Here is a 23,313-nt window from a genome sequence, read left to right on the forward strand (position 1 = left end):
TCTTCTTAACCCTTTACAGACCCTGCTGCGATCCCCTTCACAATTTTTTCTTGAGCCACAAAATATACTAATAATAGAGGCAGACTTCCCAATGTGAGCGCTGCCATTATTCCTGGCACATTAACAGAAAACTCGCCATAAAACTCCCTTAGTCCTAACGGTAAGGTAGAATTTTCCTTTGAGTTTGTTAAAACTAGCGCAAAAATAAACTCATTCCAAATATGAATAAAGTTATAAATGGCCACCGTTGCTACAGCCGGTTTTAAAAGAGGGAATAAAATTTTCCAAAACAATCTAAATGGCCCGCAGCCATCAATCTTGGCTGATTCCTCCAATTCCATAGGGATTTCCTGCAGGAATTGAGTGAATATAACAACAGACACAGGTATTGAAAATGCAACATATGGACCGATTAATCCCCAAATCGTGTCATACAATCCAATGTTAATGGTTAACAAATAAATTGGAATTAGTGTGGTATGGATCGGGATCATCATCCCAATCAGAAAAAGGATGAAAACAGGTCTGTTTAATCTAAATTTCATTCTTGCCAATGGATAGCTGGCCATTGCAGATATGACAATTACTATAACTACGGAAACCGTTGAAACTATTAAACTGTTGCTGAAGTAACGGAGAAAGCTCGATGAAAGTACGGCGGAATAACTGTCTAAAGTAAAATTCTTAGGAAAAGACCAAGGTGAAGTCATAAATTCAAACTGGCTTTTAAAAGATGAACTTACCATAAGGAAATACGGCAGGCCGGTAAATATCAGCAAGATAATGGCCAATAGATAAAGTGGTATGTTACTTATTTTCTTTATAAAAGCCATTTAGCTTCCCCCTTTTCTTTTTTGTTCAGAGAAGACAATGATAACAGTGATCACGAATGCAATTAAAAACATAGAAAAAGATATGCTACTTCCGTAGCCCATATTGAAGTTTGTAAATGTTTCCTCATACATGTACGTCGCCATCAGTTCTGTGGAATTATTAGGTCCCCCGCCGGTCATTACATAAATTAAATCAAAATACTTCAACGAACCAATGATCGATAAAATACTTGAGGTAACAATTGTTGGCATTAACAATGGTAGTGTTATCTTGAAAAAGCGTTGCCTTGAGTTCGCTCCATCAATCATGGCAGCCTCATAAAGTTCTTCCGGAATCCCTACAATCGCCGCCCTAAATAAAACCATATAGAATGGAGCATACTGCCAACAAATAGTAGCAATAACTGCCCAAATGGCGGTATCTTCGTTCCCGAGCCATGCCCTTTGTAATGAGTCCAAACCGAGCAATCCCAAAATATGATTTACTATCCCAAAGTTTCCGTCATACATAAATGTAAATAAGATGCCTATAGCCACCGTAGACATTAAGAATGGCATAAAGTAAACCGACCTAAAAAAACGCATCCCCTTTATGGGGCTAAATAGCAATAAAGCCATTATTAGACCAAGAGGCAATTGGGTTAATAAAGAGGAAAAAACCAGCAATGAATTGTTTTTTAGGGAAGCCCAAAACAACTCATCATGTAAAAGCTTTATGTAGTTCTGTAACCCTATAAATTCAAAAGTATTATCAATCCCCGACCAATCGAAGAGACTATAGTAAAACGTCATCACAATGGAATATAAAACAAAAATACCATACACGAGCAGTGCGGGAGCCAAAAAACCTCCGATCACTAGGCCTTGCTTAATTTTCGAAGTTATTTTTTTCTTGCCGACTGCTGTCATCGGAACAGTGGTAGTCGGCAATTGCCTAATGGTCGTTTTCACAATCTCTCCTCCCCCTTTTTCTTTTTTAGACGAGGATGCCATATAGTTCGATCCCTAACAATGCCCTTTGCTTATTTTTCATCTAGCATCACATTAGGTATACATAAGATCAGGAATCCTATATGACATCCTCTCTATAAATCATTGTTGTTTATTTCTTTTCTATAATTTCTTTAGCCTTTTGCTCCACTCTTTTTACTGCTTCCTCAGGAGTTATTGATAATCCGAAAAGTGCTTGAGTTGTATCCAAGTGTTCAGTTGCAACTTCAGTTGGGAGAGTTTGATCATAATAGGTTTGCATAAATTCTGCGTTTTTCAAAACATCATTGATTTTTTGAATATAATCATCCTCATATTTAACACCTTTTACGGCCGAGATAACCCCGGCTTTATTTGCCATTTCTTGTGCTGTTTCCTTGCTTGCAAGTTCTTTTATAAGCTCAACCGCTAGGTCCTTATTTGGACTTTTTTCGGAAACTGAGTAAACTGGACTAACCCCACCTACGATATCTTTATTAGTACCTTTCCCACCTTCAATTATTGGGAACATGAAGAATCCTAGTTTTTTCTCAAACTCTGGCATTTCTTTTCTAATTGTACCTAAGAACCAACTTCCATCTATAGTCATTGCGGCTTTTCCTGTATACAGCAATTGCCTCGATTGGCCTGTATCATAATTCAGACCATTTACCCCTTCCGAAAATGCTCCCATTTTCACTAACTCTTGAATTTTTGTTGCTGCCTGGACGTATGCCTCATCGTCAAATCCTCTACCAGTTCGTCCAAAAGCTTCATTAAACAAATCCTTACCACCAATTCTTTCTGCTAAATACATCATGTAGAAAGAACCAGGCCATTTGGTTTTATTGGCTAATGCCAAAGGAATAATTCCCTTCGATTTTAATGTTTTTATAATCTCTAAAAATTCATCATATGTTTGTGGTTCTTTAAGATTGTACTTCGCAAAGATTTCTTTATTATACCAAACAGGAACAATGTCCATCCCAACTGGTACACCATAAATCTTGCCCTCATAAGTAGCAGGAGAAATCGCTGCTTCTAAATAATTGTCTTTGTCAATTTTATTTGTAATATCCATTACCTGGCCAGCATCGACAAAGTTTTTCAGCCATCCTCCTCCCCAAGAATGAAAAACATCAGGAGGATTTCCGCCGCCCATGGCAACACTTAATTTTGTTTTGTACGGGTCATTTTCGTATCTTACTAACTTTACGGTTACACCAGGGTGTTTCTCCTCGAACCTCTTGGCAGCATTTTTAAGAGCCTCCTCGGATTCACCTGTCTCAATATGCCAAACGGTTAATGTTTTTTCTCCGGAATTCGGCTTACCCGAACTACTTGTATTCGTTGAAGGTGCTTTTGGTTGGCAGGCTGCCAAGAGAACAACTAATAAGATTGAAACAACCGGCATGCTCCTTTTCAAGAACTTAAGCATTTCCCTCTCATCCCCTTTCACCATCATTTTCCATAAAGGGTTTCTTTATTAAGGTTAACCTGAAGATTGTTTTCTTTGAGTCATCACCCCCCGTTAGACTCTTTGATAAGCGAACATTAAAAAATCTAAACTAATCTTATTCCTATCTTTTTGTTACTTACGAATTAGAAACAGATTGATTAGCATATTTTGTTAGTACTTCCAACAGGCCTTGGTTGATTTTGCAATTTTTAAACGCAAACGACTGCATAATGTCGTCAATTTTTTCCTCTGATAAATCTTTAAAAAGTTTTGCGTATGTTGGCTGGATCAATGCCCCTGTATAGACTGTTAAAATGGCCTGCGAGAGGCAAGCGACATTATGGCTGTGAATAATTCCAGGATCCCCAATCACTTCTTCAAGATGGGACGCCAATTCCTCAACCATCTTTCTTGCCTGAAAGCCTGGGAGCCAGGCCATCCAATCATCTGTGTTTAGTGCATGTTTTAGCTTAATGATCGGAGCGATTCGCTGCATATATTCTGATTCTGGATCAAGAGTGACGAGCCCCATCACCCCGACATCTTTATACGTCCATGTTGTCCAGTGCGCGCCAAACTCTTCAAAAATACTAATTTGGTCGTCCATGGCTCGTAAACGGTCAGGAATTTCATGAGCTGGTCCATTATACACGGAACCAAACTCTCCTACCCAAAGCGGAACATGATATTTTTCGGCAAACTTTGTGCCTTGGTGATTTTGAAATTCCTGTCTTTGCACTTCCTTATCCCAATATTTGCCCCCCACAACACGAGCATTTTTTGCCTCGGCCACTCCTGGATACGGCCCTGGTCCAAATCCTGCCGCCGTGTAGTTATGGCTGCTGTAGACGAGATTGTCCGCAAATGGCGCTTCCAATCCGTCGAACAGTCTAGAATATCGATCTCCTTCAAGGAAAATAATATGGTCTGGGTCAATATTGCGTATGGCTTCAACCGTCCGCCGATAAATACGGTTGATTCTATCCCAATCTGGTTTGTAATTATGGAAAAACGTATGTGGGTAATCCCCATGTGGGGTATTCACACACGGTTCATTCATCAAATTGTAGCCAGCAACAACCGCTCTTCCCCGATAACGGCGCGCGAACTCCTCCCATAAGGCGACAAACCGATCTTGGTACGTCCGGTCATGCCAAAACAAGCTATGACGGATATCATTATCGGAATGCCAATGGGTATTCTGATATCCTTGAACTGCATGGAGATCTAAAATAACATATAATTCATACTTCTCACAAAGATTAATAATATAATCCAAACGCTCAAATCCACTTTCCTTGTAAGTAAACGGGCGCTCATCATCTTCAAAATGCCGATAGTTTAGCGGCAGACGAATGACATTGGCCCCCCAACTTTTAATAAACCGAATGTCATCTTCCCCGAGGAAATAATGTTGCATTCTCTCAAACAAAAACTCAGCTTTCCCTTTCCCAATCACTTCAGCTACCGTATGGCGCAACGCGTGCTCTGAACCCGTATAGCCATTAATAAAATCCTCCATATTCATCCAACCACCGATACAAGTGCCCCTCAACTGAACAAGATTTCCCTTTTGATCAGTAATCTTATTTTTAGTGACTTTAAGCATTTCCATAATTTATTTCATCCTTTCCTCTGTTGATCTATAACTAGCTTCCATATCCGCACCCATATGGACTTCTCGTACTTAATCTAAGTGTATATGCCCTGGGCAAAATGGGTGCTATATTGCCATCAAATACCGTTGATTTTAGTTAAAACCGACAATCGGTTCAGGTTTTTAAGCAATAATATCTTCTGCGCATCTTCCTCACTCCCGAATGATATTACTGCTTTATATCCTTGTTGATGAACCAAATGCCACCTCCTAAATAAACCGCTTACAAAATACCGCATAATTAGATGCCTAGTACAAGAATTGTCTATGACGTTAGTGGTCGTTCGTCGTAAACCTATCTCTTTTAACCCATCCGCATCCGAAGAAATAGTAGACACTTTTTCTCCTTACTGTCGAATATTAGATCTTACCAATCTCCAGTAACAATTAGATAGTTTATTTATATCACAAACTATCTGTCTTTATTTTATCACCATTTTTAGAATATTACAACTAATCATGCTTAAATTTCAGAAATTATCTTTCATTTCCTTGAGAAGATGAAAAGGTACACCCTAAGGAGAAGAGAACAGAAAAGATTCAGCCAGCAATAACCGATTGGCTCAATTGCCTATCCCCTCAATCCATTGGGCTTGTTCCAATCAAAACCGATCGCCGTCAAAAAAGCTCTTGCCAAAATCATATGCCCCGTAACAGATGGATGAACACGATCCCAAGCAAGAGCGGCCGGATAAATCGTTTTTAATACCTCATTAAAAGCTGCTTGGGTATCGACAAGGAGGCTGTCTGTTTCTTCTGCAATTTGCTTGACAACACGGCCGTATTGATCCATCGTGCGGCGCATCGGATCATGTTCATTTCCCTCAATATAAAACGGCGTCATCAAAATCATGCCTTTTACAAGCGGTTTTGTCTCGAGGACGAGGCTGCGGAGTGTCGTTTCGTATTCATCCAAGTATACATGTTTTTCTTTCATCAATGGCAAATCATACTGCCGCCAAACATCGTTAATGCCGATCATAATCGATACCCAGTCCGGTTTTTGTGCGATGACATCTTCTTGCCATCTTGCTTTCAAATCCCGCACCGTATTGCCACTGATCCCCTTATTGACAACCCTAATCCCCAACTCTGGGTAAACCGCCTGCAGGAGACCATCGATATACGCCACATACCCGGTTCCCAGCGCACCAAACAGGCCTTCCCCCTCCGGCTGAGCACGACCGCAGTCAGTAATTGAATCGCCAATAAGCAACAGCTTTTCCCCTCGACTGATTTTCATTTCGCATTGCCTCCCTGAAGTTTTCTATCAAACCACTTGAAAGAGCGGAGTTTCTTGAATAAAATGGATGGGGACATCAGGAAATTGCAATCCCAACCACTCAGCCAAGTACCTCATGCCCGGTTCTTCGCTTTCCGCGTGCCCCAGTACAATCAGTGCTTTTCGCCTTCCTTGATGCACAGCATCGCGAACGTATCCTGGTGTCTCCCATTCAGGTCCCTCTCCGTAAATAATCGCATCAAGGTGCTCCTGTTCAAACAATGGACTCGACAGCGATCCCCGACTCGCGAATCAAGCGAATCCCAGCCCTTTTGAGTTCTCCCCTGCTCTTGTTCCTTCAGCATGTTGCTTTCTACCTAAAACTTCTTCTATTCAGAAACAATAAGGATGAAACGATTGCAATCAGTATGTTTACTATTAAAACTAATTATATACAGAACTTTTAAAATTCTCAATAGCGGTATTCACATACTATCAATTCAGTGAAATATCCCCTCCTCCCATTGCTGATGATGACGCTCGTTAAATCATTAAGCAAAGGGAGAGATGCTATATTCCTGTTCATTGGAGTTCTCTCGCACCGAATTATTGATTGTTCCAGAGCGAACAGCTCGCATCGGCAACATATCCATAATCGAATTAATAATTATAATATACATAATAGTTAGTATATTTGTTTTACAAACAAAGTTGGTCGTGATAAAATGAAATTAGGGAAATGCAACACCTTTCCTCGAAAGGAAAAACCCTTTCATCCCTATATTGCGATATGAAGGAAGGAGGAACGATGGGTATGTGGAATGTCATGCGTAAACCAGTAACTGTTGGATTAGCTCTATCGCTATTGCTTCCTATCGGAATGACCGCCACATCTGCTGAGAGTGCCGATTCTTATGCAAACAAACCCAGCATCAGTGCATTGCATGCCCCACAACTGGATCAACGCTACAAAAACTCATTCACAATTGGTGCGGCTGTTGAACCATATCAGCTGCTGAACCAAAAAGACGCCCAAATGCTAAAACGCCACTTCAATAGCATTGTTGCTGAAAATGTTATGAAACCGATCAACATTCAGCCAGAGGAAGGGAAATTTAACTTTGAACAAGCCGACAAGATCATCCAATTCGCCAAAAAGAATGGCATGGATATTCGCTTCCATACACTCGTTTGGCATAGCCAAGTGCCAGAATGGTTCTTTCTCGACAAAGAAGGCAGACCAATGGTTAATGAAACAGACCCTGTGAAACGCGAGCAAAATAAGCAGCTGCTATTAAAACGGCTCGAGACTCATATTAAAACGATCGTCGAGCGGTATAAAAACGACATTAAGTATTGGGACGTTGTAAATGAAGTAGTTGGGGACGACGGAAAGCTGCGCAACTCTCCATGGTACCAAATTGCGGGCGTCGATTATATTAAAGTGGCATTCCAAACAGCAAGAAAATATGGCGGCAACAACATTAAACTTTACATTAATGACTACAATACAGAAGTCGAGCCAAAGCGAACCGCCCTTTACAACTTGGTCAAACAGCTGAAAGCGGAAGGGGTTCCGATCGATGGCATCGGACACCAGTCTCACATTCAAATCGGTTGGCCCTCTGAAGCGGAAATCGAAAAAACGATCAACATGTTCGCCGATCTTGGGTTAGATAACCAAATTACCGAACTCGATGTAAGCATGTACGGCTGGCCGCCGCGAGCCTACCCGACGTATGACGCCATTCCAAAGCAAAAGTTTTTGGACCAAGCAGCCCGTTACGATCGTTTATTTAAACTGTATGAAAAACTCGGCGACAAAATCAGCAACGTCACCTTCTGGGGTATCGCTGATAACCATACGTGGCTTGACAGCCGAGCGGATGTTTATTATGACGTTAACGGAAATGTTGTTGTCGACCCAAATGCTCCGTACACAAGAGTGGAAAAAGGAGCAGGGAAGGACGCACCGTTTGTATTTGACCTAAATTACCATGTAAAACCCGCCTATTGGGCCATTATTGATCATAAATAGCGATTCCCCCAATGTTAAGCAGGCTGCCGCAAAGGAGTGATTTCCTTTGCGGCAGCCCTTTAGATTTATCTTCCGTGCTGCCAGGCCGTCTGCCTCTCTTCCACTTTACGGAACACACGAAGCGCACTGCCCATTACAATCATGGCAAAAAGACTGACGCTAAAAAATGGGATCAAACCCGGAACATAAAGAAGGACAACTAGTAGTATGCCGATGCTCACGATCATCGCGAGAGTCATAAACGGATTAGCTACACCAATTATAAAGGCATACTTCACATATTGCCAAAAGCGAAGTTCATAATGCACATAAATCGGAAATACATATAACAATGTTATCCCATAAAAAATCATGATGACAAACAACACTACGGAAAACGGCAGCTGCCAAGGTGCAGGCACATGGTCAATATATAACACGTCAATATATAAAATATATGCTATGGCCATAAACAAAAACCCTATTCCGTTCGCCCGCCAGAATTCTTGTTTATATGTGCGGGCGAACGTTTTGAATACAGGAACGCCTTCATCACGGAATAAAAGCCACTTCCGTACAATCGTAAACAGCGCTACAGTTGACGGAGCAACGCCCAAAATACCTAACCCTATAATTGTAAAACCAACCCAGATGATATTAATATACGCTAATCTTGTGATCCATTCACAGACACGGTACAATTTACTGTCCAACAGACCGGAACGCATCATTTCTCCACCTTTGTTTTTACTCTCTACTAAGGTTAGTATATCATTATAGAGAGAAAAAAAGAAGGGGCTGACTTAAAAGCCCCTTTTTGATGAAATTTAACCGAGGTATGTGAAAGAGACCACCTCTAAAAACCTTGGTTTTACCGGGTTTTTCGTGGTGGTCTATTTTTCCATGTCGTCTCACATAGGAGCATTACCACTCTTTTGGACCAGCCTCTTCAAAAAGCTATCAAGAAATCATCTGAATGTAAAGTCCATAGCTCTCGACGACTTTACCTTCCCTCCTCTAACCATAAAATGCTCGTCACGCCGCGCGGGTAATATTTGCTGCCGCTGATCTCACCGGCGATAATTTGGTCGCTCCAGCTCCAAATGGAGAGCGTCGGATGCGTGAGCCACGCGACATGAGCCGCATCAGCCCGTTTTCCTTGTTCGTCCCATTCCCACCCTAAAATGTGACGGGCGATGAACTGGCATAAGTAGATTTTGCTTAACCACGAGTTGTTGCTCGTCGAGGAAATTTTCCATCCCCCGTCCGCGAATAAGCAAATTCCTTCCCGCAGAACGTAACGCAAATGGTTGCGCAATGCTTGAATATATTCTCCAAAGCGGCCCTCTTCGTTTAACGCCTCATGGCAGTTTGTGAAATAAGGAAACACAAGCCCCTCAATGGCTGGAATAATTTTTGAGTCATTTCCTTCTCCCATAACAGCCGGGATGTACCCGTCATCGGTCACATAGCTGACGATCGTTGCGGCGCATTTTTCCGCCTGCTCTCCAGCCAGTGCGGCCAGTTCCTCTTTGCCGACATCGCGGAACAATTTTTCCAACGCCACATAAGCTGCCCAACATTTTCCTGCTAAATACAAATTATTGCGCGCCTGGCCAAGAGAAACGTCCAAACTGTCATACGTTGTAATTTCCGCTCCACCCATCGTGCGGGTGCTGTCAAGCCCCATCACGCCGTTCCGTTTTTCTGGATCTGGATGATCGCGGCGCACCATACTTTCAAGGCACTGCTCCAAAATGTCGAGCCGCTTGTCGCGCCATGCCCAATCTTTCGTTTGCTCAATGTATACCGCAGCACAAAGCACCCAGTTGACGAGCTGTTCGTGGGTCATATGCGAGAAACAGCCGCTAATTCCGTACAACTCATATGACGAGTAATGTGGACGCGAGAATGTATTAGCAACTCCCATATCATGGGTAAAGCTGATGCCGCCCGGATGTTCCGTCTCGTCCCCCGGAAAACGAACGCGGTCCTCATAGCTGTAGCGGTCGACATAGAGATCGAGCACATTTTTCACTGTCCACGGGTTCATTTTTAATTCAAAAAAGAGTTGATCGACAGTGAGATCAAACGTGTTCATCATCCGGTACTCGCCTTCATTGACGACCCAAATCGGCTTTCCTTCATGCTCAAGCAACTGGGTATTGCCATAGTAGCTGCGGATCGCATGCGCCATCATAAATTTTTGATCATCGGAGAGCCATTGTTTTTCGATGAGTTCATTCGAGCGGAATGACTGTTCCTTTAATACATCCACCTTCTCTAACGCATAAAGGCCGACTTCTTCAATATTATTAAAGAAACGGGTATAGAAGTAGGAAGTATCCATCCCTGCTGTAGCATAGCCGCCACGGTAGAAGCAAACGGCAAATTGATACGTTTTCTTTTCTCCCGCTGGCACATCGACGATTAACGCCCCGACTTTCCCAAGCCCAAACGTCCAGTTCTCTTCAAGCGGTGTCGTTAAAATATCTTCCATGCTAAAATGCAGTGCTGAGCGAACATCCTCGTCTTTGGAGACAATGCCCACAATACGTCCTTGGCCAACCCCGCGCAACTGCGGGCACGTATCATCGATCCGCCGCATCGAGGTGTACGGGTCGGTGCCTTCGAATCCAAAAAACGCCCGCCGTGTTCTTGTTCCGTTTGTATTATCGATCGTCATCTCTACAATCACAGCCGGAACCAACGCCAACTTGAGTTCTTCCTCGGCCGCTGTTTCGGGATCAGGCACCGCCTTTACTGGCGAATAAATCGTAAACGTTAAATCCCCAGCTTTCCATGTATCCGTTGCCACACAGAATTCGCGCTTGATCTCCTCTTTCGCAAACGGAATGAGAATGTTTGGTTTTTGCGGATTTGGATCTGGGTTTTCAATGTCATACCGTTTGCTTTCATCATCGCCCGCTGTTTCCGCGAATGGAAGGATATGATACAGCCCCGGCTCATGCAGCGACTCTACGCCAATAAATACGTTTTGCCGCGGTGGACGGGCGAGTTCCAAGTCCAATCCGCCGCTTTTTCCCGAAAACCCTAGCGTAAAGCTGGCAAACGCTCCAACCGGCGAATGGTGGGCGTTAAAAAACCAATTGTTTGGCATGTTCTTCACTCTCCTTTTCCCCTTGATCGCTCCATCGCACAACGGATCAACAGGACGCCAATGCAGCCAGATAACAGCTTCCCTTACTCAATCTGCTTTTTGCAGCTGTAGCAACTCGCTGACAGTAACAAATTCATAGCCTTGCGAGTGCAGTTCGGAAACAAGTATTTTGACGGCCTCGATCGTTTGTGAACGATCCCCGAATCCATCATGGAAAAGCAAGATGCTTCCATTTTTCACATGATCTCGAGTCTTCTGAACAATATAATCAACACCAGGCTGTTCCCAGTCTCGTGCGTCGGTATTGAGCGCACCAATCATTTGGTAGCCGAAACGGCTGCACATAGACACGATAGTTGCATTATAGTCAAGATAAGGAGGGCGGAAGACAGCTGCTCTCGCTCCAGCCATAGAGGCAATCATGGCATCTGTCCGCTCTATTTCTTGTAAAGCATCATTCTTAGCTAGAGAAGTCAGGTTGACGTGAGAATACGTGTGATTGCCAATTTCATGCCCTTGCGCCTTGACCGCCTCTACAACTTCCGGATGCTTCTCCATATGGATGCCAATCATAAAAAAGGTTGCTTTCCCAGATACTTTTCCCAATATTTCTAACACTTCCAATGTATAAATTGGATTTGGGCCATCGTCGAACGTGATCGCAACCACTCGATGGGGCGTCTCGACATATTCAATCATTTTCAAGTTATAACATGCTCCCCTCTCCGTTTAGTCAGTCAGCTACCCCAAACCGATAGACCGTTGTGGATACTCGCTCCTTACCAGCTGGCAATACGATCGACGGAAATTGCGGATGATGAACCGCATCGGGCAGCCCTTGTGTTTCCAGGCAGATGCCTAAATACTTCCGCGACGGCACGCCGCCCAAATCCAACCCTTCCGGCAATTGGTTCGACGTGTACACGACAACACCGACTTCATCCGTCTCCACCGTCAACGTTCGTCCACTCTCTTGGTCGGAAAGCACAATTTCCTTATCATGATGGCGGTCGAGCCAAAATGGATGGTCATAGCCCCCGCCAACGAGCTCGATTTGCGGATGCCCGGATTCGACCGCCTCCCGTATCGTCGTTCCGTTCCGCAAATCAAACGGAGTGCCAGTGACATCCAAGACGCGCCCGGTCGGAATCAGCTCGTCATTCAACTCGAGTACGCGAGCGCTTTGGATGGCCAGCGTATGGTCTAAAATATCGCGCTTGCCGTTGCCGCTCAAATTAAAATACGTATGGTTCGTCAAGTTGACAAGCGTCGTTTTGTCCGAACGAGCCCGGTAGGTGACGGTCCATTCGTTGTCATTGTTGAGCCAATACGCCACTTGCACATCAACCGCCCCCGGATACCCTTCTTCCCCGTCCGGGCTTGTGTACGAAAAGACGACCCCGACCGCATCATCGCGCCAAACCGGTTCCGCCTGCCAAAGCACGCGGTGGAATCCGCCCGGGCCGCCGTGCAGATGGTTGTTGTTTTCGTTTTTCGCCAACTCGTACGTGACCCCTTCAAGCTCAAAACTCGCCCCTTGAATGCGCCCCGCCACCCGGCCGATCACAGCGCCGAAATAAGGGGCGTTCTCGACATACGGCTCAAATCGGTCAAACCCAAGCACCACATTTTCAATGTTGCCCATCCGGTCAGGAACTAGCAGTTTGGTCACGATGCACCCATAGTTCGTTACCGACAGTTCCATGCCATGATTGTTCACTAACGTAAACAATGCAACTTCTTTCCCATCGAATTGAGCCCATATCCGCTCAAAAATATCCAAAACGTTTCACCTCCTTATCCACTTATAAAAACAAACGCTTCCAACTTTAAATATACTACTTTCAATAAAGTTTGTATATAACACAAACGAAGATTGTTTGGAAATTTTATACAATCTACCAGTTCAATACAAAAGCATGTAAGTTTCTTCATTATTATCCCTTCACCGAACCAGCCACTAAACCTTCAATGATACGATCGCTTAAGAACAAATACACAATCAAAATAGGCAAAATGCTGATGATCAAAGTCGCGCCAATGGCTCCCCAATCCGTTAAGTATTGTCCGACAAAGTTATTCACTCCGACTGTGATTGTTTTCCATTTTTCCGAACTAATAAATGTATTAACAAACACGAACTCATTCCAGTTGTAAATCATGTTAATGATAGCCGTAGTGGCAAGAACCGGCGCCGTCATCGGCAATGTAATCCGGAAAAAGATACGGTGAATGGAGCAACCATCTATGACAGCTGCTTCCTCGATTTCTCTCGGCAACGATTGATAAAAACCTAATAAAATCATAATCGTAATTGGCAGGTTAAAGGTCGTATACGAAAGAATGATTGAGATCGGATTATCAATTAAATTCACTTTGTTGTAAATATTAAACAACGGAATTAACGTCGAATGAAGCGGGATCATATAAGCAACCATAAACAAAGCTAAAACAACACCCTTTAATTTCCACTCCATTCTCGTCAAAGCAAACGTAACAAAACTTGCTAAAATTAATGTTAATAAAACGGCAACGACTGTATACCAAACACTATTGAAAAAATATTGACTAATACCGCCATCAAACCACGCATTAATGTAGTTTTCCCAACGAGGGGATTTAGGCAAAGCGAACGGTGACATTCCAAATACTTCTTGGTTCGTCTTCAATGACAGTTGAAACAGCCACACTAACGGGTATAGCTGAACAATCGCTACAACAATGAGGATGAAGTAAAGAACACCCATCCCAATCCGTTTCAAAGGCGAGCGATGTTCAGCCGGCTCCGTTTTCCCCCCTGCAGCTAATCGTAAGGTTGGAGCCTCTGAGGAGCGGTGTTCAGATGTTGGGCGGACTTGTCCTTTCATACGCCCGATCCCCCTTCTTACTTATTCGTGTTGAGCAATTTTTGAATAACCCATGTCGTTCCCATACTGATGACCAATAAACCGAAACCAACCGCGCTTCCGTATCCAAAATTAAACTTTCCAAATGCCTCTTTATACATATAAGAAGCCATTACTTCTGTAGCATGGCCCGGTCCTCCTCCAGTCATGACATAAATAAGATCGAAATATTTCAGAGAACCGACGACAGCTAAAATAATTAAAACCTTGAGTACACCCGAAATGAGAGGCACTTTAATCTTATAAGCAATTTGAAATGCATTCGCACCATCAATCCTGGCTGCTTCAATAAGCTCTTGCGGCACATTGATCAACGCCGCATAAATAATAATGATATAAAATCCTGCATATTGCCAAACAATAGGGACAAAGACAGAGTATAGCGCCATATTAGGATCTGCCAACCATAACGGCGGATCCTCAACTCCTAACATCATGAACAAGCTGTTGATCAACCCATTCATCGGGTCAAAAATCTTAATCCAAAGTTGGGCAATGGCAACGGACGACATGAGCATCGGAATAATGTAAATTTTTCTAAATACGTTAGCCCCCTTAATTTTGCTGGCTAATACTAAGGATACGATCAAGTATCCTACTAAGCTGAGAACAGAAAATAGCGCCAGCAAGACGGAATGCCATGTACTTTCCCAAAACAACTTATCATGAATTAGTTCTTTATAATTTTCCAATCCAATAAACTTCATTTGCCCTACCCCATCCCAATCCATTAAACCGTAATAGCCGGTCAATGCGATCGGGATATAGATGAGGAACAATACAAGTAAAAGAGAGGGAAGCACATAAAGAGCAATAGCCACTTTATTGGACATAACGTTTTTCATGGTTTATAACCCCTTCTCAGTTACAAATTAGGGGGCATATACGTACAATCATGCCCCCTAATTAAAGATTCAACTCTTCACAATCCTTGCTTTATTTTTTCGCTTCCTTGGCAAGAGCGTCGTCATGTTGTTTTGCAAATTCCTCTGGAGTTACTTGCTTACCAAACAGCGCCGTCATCAAATCGTGGTGCAATTCAGCGACATTCGGGCTCGCTTGAGTGTCAAACCAAGTCGTAATGTTTGTTGCATTGTTAATATCATTCAGGACATCAAGATACATTTGTGGTACGTCCAGTCCTTCTGTATCAACTTTCGTAGCCGGAAGAATGCCCGCGCCTTCAACAGAACGTTTGCCCCACTCTTTTACGAGATAAGCCGCAAAATCTTTAGCTTGTTCTTTATGTTTCGAGTTTTCTGCAACGAATGCACCTAACCCAGGTCCACCAACATAGCTGTTTATATCGGTTCCTTTTCCACCTTCGTAAACCGGGAATTTAAAATAACCGACTTTTTCTTTAAATTCTTGCGGAACATCTGGACTTGTTGTAAAGTTCGGCAATTCCCACGTTGCGGTTAAGAACATTGCCGCCTTTTCATTCAGGAAATAACCTTTTGCATCGTCGTTTGAAAACGCCGTATTGCCTCTAACAAAGAATCCCATATCAACAAGATTTTGAACTTCCTCAGCTGCTTTTACAATGGCCGGGTCGGACATTTTGACTTTCCCTTGGATAACATCCGTCAAAATCGTTGGGCCGCCGATTCGGTCGGCAAGATACATAAACCACATCGATGCCGGCCATCCGTCTTTCGAACCGACCGTTGCTGGAATAACGCCGTTTTCAGTTAATACTTTACCGATATTTTTCAAATCTTCAAATGTTTTCGGCTCCTCAAGATTGTACTTTTTGAAGATCTCTTTGTTATAAAAGACGTATGTGATGTTCATTTCCATTGGAAGCGCATACGATTTGCCGTTAAACGAATACGATTCTACTGTGCCAGGTACAAACTGGTCTTTAAACTCTTTTTCGATAACATCGTCCAATGGGGCAAACTGCCCTCCAGTGGCGTACGGTTCCGCAAACCCGTTCGACCATGTTAATCCTATATCTGGCAATTCATTCGAAGCGGCCAACACTTTCAATTTATCTCGGTATTGATCTGGGTTCAAGACTTCCACATCGATAACAACATTAGGATTTTTTGCTTCGTAGTCTTTAATAATCTCCTCGACGAGATTGTAGTAAGCTGTCGAACTCCCTTTCGGCCAATCATGCATAAATTTGAGATGGATTTTTCCATCCCCTGACTTATCCTCACCCGCCGATTCACTCGATGAAGAACAGCCAGACAACAGAACGCCGATCATAAGCGTAAACAAAGCCAATAATGCGAGCGCTTTCTTTTTCACTACCTTTACCCCCTTTTATTTTGAGATCGATTAACTTACAGTTTCAGTTTACATCGTAACAAGGGGGCAAGAAAGGTAACAATCATCAGAAAAAATACCACTATTTTTAGAACATTGAAAGCCCTTTATTTTGCCTTTTCCGGTAGCTGTTTGGTGTTTCCCCTTCCATTTCCTTAAACAGCTGAATAAAATATTTCGGTGTTTTGTATCCACACTCTTCGGCAATTTCCGATATAGTCATCTTGGTTGCAATTAATAGTTCTTTTGCCCGCTGCATTCTTCTTCTCGTCATATATTCACTAAACGTCAACTTCATTTGCTCTTTAAACAATGTACTGAAATAGCTTGGATTCAAATGGACGTGTTCCGCTACATCTTTTAGCGACAAATCCTCTTTTAAATGTTGGTCAATAAACTGAATTGCCTCACGAACCGGTTCCCGTGGCGGGCTATGGTAATCAAGAGCGTTTATTAGTTTATCATCCACAACTTTTTCAAGAACCTTCTCCCTCTCCTTCTTATTGGAAACATCCACAGCTTTTTCAATAACATCGATTAGCTCGCTTTTTTTAACGGGTTTTAATAAATAGTTCAATACGCCAAGAGCAATCGCTTTTTGCGCATAGTCAAAATCAGGATAAGCGGAGACGATAATCACAACAGGAAAAGTTTCTTCCCTTATCCTTTCGAGCACTTCAAGCCCCGTGATTTCCGGCATGCGAATGTCCGTTAATAAGATGTGTACTTTTTCACGTTGCAAAATCGATAACGCTTCTTGGCCATTCGAAGCTGTTATAATCCTATGCTTGCCAGAGGCCCATTTTTCTAATAGTCTTTTCATTCCCTCCCTTGCCCTGGGCTCATCATCCACAACTAAAATAGTTTTATCGTACATTATCTTTCACCCCCATTAACGGGAATTCGAATCGTGACTTTTGTGCCTTTATTTTTACGACTGTCAATCGTTATGCCATCGCTCGTTTCATCCTTATAGTAAAGTTGGAGGCGCTTTTTCACATTATATAAAGCTATCCCTTTTCCATTTTCAGAAGTTTTGTCTCCCGTACGCATAGACCGTTTCACAGTCTCAAGTTTTTCCTCGTCCATCCCAACTCCATCATCTTCCACCTCAATTGCAAGATGATGGTCTGAAACTTGTCTAACAGCTACCGTAATAGTACAAGGAGCTGACTGGTTTTCCGAGCCGTGCACAACTGCGTTTTCGACTAACGGTTGAATCAACAGTTTCGGGATTTTAACATTTTCCCACTTCCCTGGAAGCTGTAAACGCCACTTAATACGGCCGCCAAACCGGAATTGGATAATGTCCATATAATTTTCGATATGACGAAATTCCTCTTTCAACGTAACCCAATCATCGTTCACATTCGGGCTGATGGTATAGCGAAACAGCTCCGACATGGACACAACAACATCCGCCAGTTCTTCTTCTCCCTTCTCTTCTAATGACCATCGCAGCGATTCCAACGTATTATACAGAAAATGGGGATTGATTTGTGCTTGCAACGCTTTTAATTCACTTTGGCTGCGAATAATTTCTTTTTGATACACCATTTTAATCAAATGATTCGTTTCTTTCACCAATTGGTTATAGGTACTGTTCAGTTCTCTAATTTCATTGACAGTCGTCATTTTCGGGTTAACAGCCAATAACCCTTCGTTGGCAAGCCGCATCGTTTTAGTCAACTGGGCAATTGGCCGCGTAATGATGGTAGAGAGAAACAGCGAACATATAAAGTAAATGATGATCCCAATGATGCCAGCAAACATGATTCCAAACCGAATGCCATTCATCCCCTTAGTGAGCGCACTGACAGGCGTTAATATGAAAACAGTAAATCCTTTACTGGAAGACTGCTTTGTGACTATATATTCAGTCTCATCCATCATCGCAGTTGATCGCTCGTTCAACGAAGTCATATCAATTGGTTTGGAAGTGTTAGAGAAAATTACCTTACCTTCTGGATCCAAAACCAGTACGTATTGGCCCATGTTCACCTCGGCAACCGAAAAATATGGTTTATAAATTCGAACAAGCAAGTAGCCCCCATTGGCAAAATGGCGCTCCATCAGCGTAATGCGCCGAATCGCTAAGTAAAAGTGATTGTTTCTCGGATCTTCGCCGATCCAAACAAGCCTTCCTTTTGCCCGATCGGCTTCATAAATCCATTTGACATTGAGGCGTTGATACATCTTGCTAGAACTGTCTAGAGGAAACACTTGCTTTAGATCTTCGGTATAAAGCTCGACAGAGTAAATGCCCTCAGAGTTAGCCTGGATATTATTGATCACACTTTTTAACATTTGTAATTCGGGAAAGGTCACCTTCTCTCCCGCATGGATTCGTTCAAACAATCGTTGAACTTCCCGATTGGTCATCATAAACTTTGTTGCTGTATTTAATTGCTCAAACAGCGAGTCAATCCGGCCGCTTGCCTCAAGAGCTGTCTGCTTAATCTGCTCTTCCGCGTTATTCCGCACCAGCAAGGACACTTGCCTAAACGTAATTGCACTGACGATTGACAGCACGATCACCATGACACATAGAAATACGACCAATATTTGATTTCGCAGTGTGTTCCATTTTTTTAAATAGCTAAGCATGGCGATGAACCTTTCTAATTGAAAAGATGGATAACATTAATAATGTAGCCGCTACACGATCAATTGTGACTTGCAAGAGCCATCACACGTCGTACAATATAATAAAAAAGTTTTCGAAATGTGTTGATGAAAATAGTCCTTTCTTACTCATTAGTATAGTACCTCTAAAATGATTTGTATAGAATCCAAACAAAGGATAGTACAAAAATAAAAAAACTGGTCGGTACGGTTCGTGAACCTTCCGACCAGCGTAATTCATTTACTTGGCTATCCCATTTACGACTGATGCCCCCACTTCTCATTCACCCACACCGTCATCTCGCCTTCTCCCCGGTTGCACCAAACATAGTAAGGAATCGTACGGAACGGAACTTGATAGGTTTGGGGTTCACTCGACCGATACAACTCATCATTCCATGCTGATTCATCCATTCGCTCGGCGGTTCCGGTGATCACTACAACCCCTTCCAGCAAGTCCGGCTCAAAGTGCGCTTCCAGATGGGCATCGCGCGGGAGGAACAGGTTCGCTAAATTTGGCCCATTATCAACTTCTTCCAGGCAATACACAATCGGCCCGCGCTGCAACGCCACTTTCCCGGCATTGGCGCGCACTTGAGGATGAGCCTTGATCCGTTCAACTGGCATCGGGAAAACAAGCTCCACTTGATCCCCTTTTTTCCATATCCGTTTGATATAAGCATACCCTTTTTGGATCAGTGCAACCATGTCTACTTTTTCTCCATTGATCGTTAATGTTGCTCCCCGACACCATCCTGGAACGCGCAGGCCAATCGTAAATTCCCCAGGGGATTCCGGCAAAACCGTCAATCGAACCGTTCCATCCCAAGGATAGTTCGTCTCTTGCACGATTTCGACCGACCGTCCACCGAGTTCCGTCCGAATGTCGCTGCCGACATAAAGGTGGACGAACAAGGCGTCTGATGTTTGCGAATAAATATAATGGCCAATCGACGCGATAAGCCGAGCCAAGTTCGGCGGGCAGCACGCACAGCTGAACCATTTTTTTCGCACCGGTTTCACATGGCGCTTGTCATGGCGTTCGCACGCCTTCGGCCACACTTCGAGCGGATTGACGTAAAAAAACTTCTTGCCGTCCAAATCCATGCCGCTAATGGTTCCATTGTATAATGCCCGTTCCATTACATCCGCGTATTTCCCATCCGTCTCCAACTCGAGCATGCGGCGCGCCCAAAATACTAGGGCGATCGATGCGCACGTCTCCGCATAAGCGGTATCATTCGGCAAATCGAAATCAAACGTGAACGATTCGCCACACTCGCTGGAGCCGACGCCGCCCGTGATATACATTTGCCGTTTCGTCACGTTTTCCCACAACGTTTTGCATGCCTGTTTCAACGATTCATCTCCCGTTTTCGCCGCCAGTCCCGCCATGGCGGTATACATATAGAGCGCCCGCACCGCATGCCCAACGGCTTGTTTTTGTTCCCTGACTGGAATGTGAGCTTGGTGGTAGCGATACCCACCGTCATACCAAAATCGACCTGTTTCCCCTCTTGCTTCTTTTTCCCGATCAAAGTAATGCGGCTGTTGCCCGCGCTGGTCAATAAAATATTGGCTGAGTTTGAGATAGTTCTCATTCCCCGTCGCCTCATAAAGCCTCAACAGCGCCAACTCAATCTCCTGATGTCCGTCATATCCCGAAATTTGACCCTCTCCCCGGCCGAATACCGTGCCGATATAATCGGCATACTTGCACATGATATCCAAAAAGCGCCGTTTGCCTGTGGCCCGGAAATAAGCGACCGCTGCTTCAATCAAATGACCGGCACAATACAGTTCATGATTGTCCCGCAAGTTTGTCCATCGTTTTCCAGGCTCCTTGACCGTATAATACGTGTTGAGATAACCGTCCGGCTGCTGGGCGCGGCCGAGCAGCTCAATCACGTCATCGGCGAGTGCTTCCAATTCTGGGTCGCGCTTCGTCTCTAACAGGTACGCCACCGCTTCTAACCATTTCGCCACATCGCTGTCTTGAAAGACCATCCCGTAAAATTCTCCATCCGATTCCCCTGCGGCAATGCGGAAGTTCTCAATCGCATGGCTCGGCTCAGCATCGGGGATGCGGTCATTGAGCACCTCCCATTGATAAGGAACGACTTCATGTCGAACGACATCGATATACCGTTTCCAAAACCGATCCTTGACGTTCACCCTTGTTGTGCCTTTTTGCATTCCTGATTTCCCCCTATCATTTTTCCAAAATCCATTCGTTCAAAAAATAGAGCATCGTAAAGCGGTTCGGACGCAATCGATGCGCCTCCTGCAGACTCCGCTCAACCAGCGGTGGATCGATGCCGAGTTGTTCCGGGAGAGCGGCCTCTCCTACTTTCTCCAACATAGCGCGAACACGGCTGGGAGATGGCAGCGACTCAAGCTGCATGCGAATCGCGGCTGCGTTGGCCTTGAACCGTCCCCATATCTCTTCATGGACCGACTCAGACCGTTTTTCCAATCCGTTCAGCAACGGCAAAAGCAGACGTTGATAGTGCTCAATGACGATCGGAGTCGACACGCCGACCTTCGCCCCGTGAAGCACTTGCCGTTTGTTCCGGCGCAAAAATTCCATTTCCCAGTAGTGGGACAGATGATGTTCGGCGCCCGAAGCCGAGTACGATTGACCCATGAGCAACATGGCAATGCCCGACTGCAACAGCGCATCCATTAATACACGAATTCCTTGTTCGCTACCATTGGCAATGTCATCAATATGGTCGACGCATGTTTTGAGGGATTGTTCTGTAAGCTGGTGAACGAGCGGACAATACGGCTCATCCGCCATCCAATGGGCAAACTGCCAGTCAGCTAATGACGTATACTTCGCCGCCATATCACCGAACCCGGCAGCGATCATCGCTCTCGGTGCTCGGTGCAACACATCCGTATGAGCAAACACAGCGATCGGCGCCTGCACCTGGATGGTTTGTTTCATCCCGCGAATGATGAGCGGAGCGCCCATTGACGTAAATCCATCCACCGATGGAGCAGTGGGGACAGAAATAAATGGAATCTTCATCTTGCAGCTGCTAAAACGAGTAATGTCGTGAATCGTCCCCGCTCCAACAGCAATGAGAACGTCAGCATTGTTTGGCGTTTCCAGCAGCACTTGTACGATCGAACGTTCATCGGCAATGACATCCCCGTTTTCATCCGGTTGCACAAGGCATACCGTATAGTGAATTGATTCGTTTTCCAGTTCATCACACAATGACTCCCTCGCTGCCGCAAACGTCCGCTCATCGGCCACCAAGGCCACCCGCTCATACCGCTTATGGCGCAAATAAGCAACGAGCTGCCTGAACGCGTCACGACCTATAACGATCCGTTCAATTGGAATATCATAATGGCGATGTCCGCACTGGCACTGCCCCGCCAGTAAAACTAGTTCTTCTAACATTCGATTCACCGCACGATCCCCTCTCCCAACGCGATGATGTCATAAATGGAATCAATCACATAATCAGGTCGTTCTTTCTCCCACAACCTATCCAATTCATCACGCTTCGTATTGCCGGTCAGCACAAGGGCAGTTTTCATCCCGTACATCCGCCCCATGCGAATATCCGATTCGACGCTGTCGCCAATGACGAGACAGCGGTCGGGTGGCACTTGCAGTTGGCGCAGAGCGGCTTCGACCATAAAGCAAGAAGGCTTTCCTAGCACGATTTCCACTTTTCGAGCCGCCGCCGCTTCAATCGCTCCCACCATCCCGGCTACATCAATGGCCTTCCCATGTTCACTCGGAAATGTTTGATCGATATTGGTCGCTATCATTCGCGCCCCATGGTAAACCGCACGGAATGCTAAATCCAAATCCCGGTACGTCATCGTTTCATGCAACGTGATGATGAGAAAATCCGCGTCTTCGGGAGCTGGCGCCAACGGCACCTGGTGATGCCGCAGCTCTTCACGCAATCCTTCGTCGCCTAACGTCCAAACTTGGCATAGCGGATAATGTTTCCGCAAAAATTGGGCTGTTACCGTCGAGGATAAAATAATGTCTTCCTCCTCCGCCGCAATTCCAAACCGTCCAAGCTGTTCATGACACATGCGGCGCGACCAATTGCCACGGTTGCTGACGAACACGATTCGTTTTCCAAGCGAACGGAGGTAGGCAACCGCCTCCTCCGCACGGGGAATTAGTGCATTTCCTTTCCATATCGTCCCGTCAAGATCGATCAACACGCCATCGATGTCCTCCATCAC

The 23,313-nt window shown here is 44.4% G+C and carries 19 protein-coding genes and 1 pseudogene; 1 reads left to right on the forward strand and 19 read right to left on the reverse strand.

Features of this window, described 5'->3' with window-relative positions; all coding sequences use genetic code 11:
- Window positions 1-5: 5 nt before the first annotated feature.
- From M493_RS09005 to M493_RS18865, 7 genes and pseudogenes are all read right to left on the reverse strand, one after another.
- The gene (locus M493_RS09005; RefSeq protein WP_020960012.1) at window positions 6-833 is read right to left on the reverse strand and encodes a carbohydrate ABC transporter permease; all 828 of its coding nucleotides are present in this window, start codon (window positions 831-833) and stop codon (window positions 6-8) included.
- The gene (locus M493_RS09010; protein ID WP_235183430.1) at window positions 834-1,784 is read right to left on the reverse strand and encodes a carbohydrate ABC transporter permease; all 951 of its coding nucleotides are present in this window, start codon (window positions 1,782-1,784) and stop codon (window positions 834-836) included.
- 151 nt (window positions 1,785-1,935) lie between these two features.
- Window positions 1,936-3,240: an extracellular solute-binding protein gene (locus M493_RS09015; protein WP_020960014.1), complete on the reverse strand. Its 1,305-nt coding sequence runs from the start codon at window positions 3,238-3,240 to the stop codon at window positions 1,936-1,938.
- A 157-nt stretch (window positions 3,241-3,397) separates the two neighbouring features.
- Window positions 3,398-4,876 carry a glycoside hydrolase family 5 protein gene (locus M493_RS09020; protein WP_020960015.1) on the reverse strand — a complete coding sequence of 493 codons (1,479 nt, stop codon included), beginning with the start codon at window positions 4,874-4,876 and terminating at the stop codon, window positions 3,398-3,400.
- A gap of 119 nt (window positions 4,877-4,995) precedes the next feature.
- Window positions 4,996-5,118 (reverse strand): hypothetical protein, encoded by a 123-nt coding sequence (locus tag M493_RS18980; RefSeq protein WP_256380456.1) that lies wholly within the window; start codon window positions 5,116-5,118, stop codon window positions 4,996-4,998.
- Between the two features lie 371 nt (window positions 5,119-5,489).
- Window positions 5,490-6,161, reverse strand: a complete 672-nt coding sequence (locus M493_RS09025) for an SGNH/GDSL hydrolase family protein (RefSeq protein ID WP_020960016.1) — start codon at window positions 6,159-6,161, stop codon at window positions 5,490-5,492.
- A gap of 27 nt (window positions 6,162-6,188) precedes the next feature.
- Window positions 6,189-6,440 (reverse strand): annotated as a pseudogene (locus tag M493_RS18865) (transcriptional regulator); the annotation flags it as partial.
- A gap of 514 nt (window positions 6,441-6,954) precedes the next feature.
- Here M493_RS18865 and M493_RS09035 point away from each other — a divergent pair.
- Entirely contained in the window at window positions 6,955-8,178 is a 1,224-nt protein-coding gene (locus tag M493_RS09035) for an endo-1,4-beta-xylanase (protein WP_020960018.1), read from the forward strand.
- 65 nt (window positions 8,179-8,243) lie between these two features.
- On the opposite strand, the gene M493_RS09040 is transcribed toward M493_RS09035, so the two are convergent.
- From M493_RS09040 to M493_RS09095, 12 genes are all read right to left on the reverse strand, one after another.
- Window positions 8,244-8,885, reverse strand: coding sequence for a YesL family protein (locus tag M493_RS09040; RefSeq protein WP_020960019.1), 642 nt, complete (start codon window positions 8,883-8,885; stop codon window positions 8,244-8,246).
- Window positions 8,886-9,160: 275 nt separating this feature from the next.
- On the reverse strand, window positions 9,161-11,278 hold the full coding sequence (locus M493_RS09045) for a glycoside hydrolase family 52 protein (protein ID WP_020960020.1): 2,118 nt from the start codon (window positions 11,276-11,278) through the stop codon (window positions 9,161-9,163).
- A gap of 87 nt (window positions 11,279-11,365) precedes the next feature.
- Complete coding sequence (locus M493_RS09050; protein ID WP_020960021.1) at window positions 11,366-11,977, reverse strand: polysaccharide deacetylase family protein; 612 nt, start codon at window positions 11,975-11,977, stop codon at window positions 11,366-11,368.
- A 34-nt stretch (window positions 11,978-12,011) separates the two neighbouring features.
- Window positions 12,012-13,061, reverse strand: coding sequence for an aldose epimerase family protein (locus M493_RS09055; RefSeq protein ID WP_020960022.1), 1,050 nt, complete (start codon window positions 13,059-13,061; stop codon window positions 12,012-12,014).
- Window positions 13,062-13,215: 154 nt separating this feature from the next.
- Entirely contained in the window at window positions 13,216-14,025 is an 810-nt protein-coding gene (locus M493_RS09060; protein WP_051391589.1) for a carbohydrate ABC transporter permease, read from the reverse strand.
- A gap of 137 nt (window positions 14,026-14,162) precedes the next feature.
- Window positions 14,163-15,029, reverse strand: coding sequence for a carbohydrate ABC transporter permease (locus M493_RS09065; protein WP_020960024.1), 867 nt, complete (start codon window positions 15,027-15,029; stop codon window positions 14,163-14,165).
- 91 nt (window positions 15,030-15,120) lie between these two features.
- Window positions 15,121-16,443 (reverse strand): extracellular solute-binding protein, encoded by a 1,323-nt coding sequence (locus tag M493_RS09070; RefSeq protein ID WP_020960025.1) that lies wholly within the window; start codon window positions 16,441-16,443, stop codon window positions 15,121-15,123.
- Between the two features lie 106 nt (window positions 16,444-16,549).
- Window positions 16,550-17,338, reverse strand: a complete 789-nt coding sequence (locus M493_RS09075; protein WP_020960026.1) for a response regulator transcription factor — start codon at window positions 17,336-17,338, stop codon at window positions 16,550-16,552.
- A complete protein-coding gene (locus M493_RS09080; protein ID WP_020960027.1) occupies window positions 17,338-19,068 on the reverse strand; it encodes a sensor histidine kinase in 1,731 nt (576 codons plus the stop codon). Before M493_RS09080 ends, M493_RS09075 begins: the two co-directional genes overlap by 1 nt.
- A gap of 276 nt (window positions 19,069-19,344) precedes the next feature.
- Window positions 19,345-21,282: a glycoside hydrolase family 127 protein gene (locus M493_RS09085; protein ID WP_020960028.1), complete on the reverse strand. Its 1,938-nt coding sequence runs from the start codon at window positions 21,280-21,282 to the stop codon at window positions 19,345-19,347.
- Between the two features lie 16 nt (window positions 21,283-21,298).
- Complete coding sequence (locus M493_RS09090; RefSeq protein WP_041267922.1) at window positions 21,299-22,504, reverse strand: sn-glycerol-1-phosphate dehydrogenase; 1,206 nt, start codon at window positions 22,502-22,504, stop codon at window positions 21,299-21,301.
- A 5-nt stretch (window positions 22,505-22,509) separates the two neighbouring features.
- Window positions 22,510-23,310: an HAD-IIA family hydrolase gene (locus tag M493_RS09095; protein ID WP_041267923.1), complete on the reverse strand. Its 801-nt coding sequence runs from the start codon at window positions 23,308-23,310 to the stop codon at window positions 22,510-22,512.
- Window positions 23,311-23,313: the final 3 nt, after the last annotated feature.

This window comes from Geobacillus genomosp. 3, from assembly GCF_000445995.2.
In the GTDB taxonomy this organism is placed as follows: Bacteria; Bacillota; Bacilli; order Bacillales; family Anoxybacillaceae; genus Geobacillus.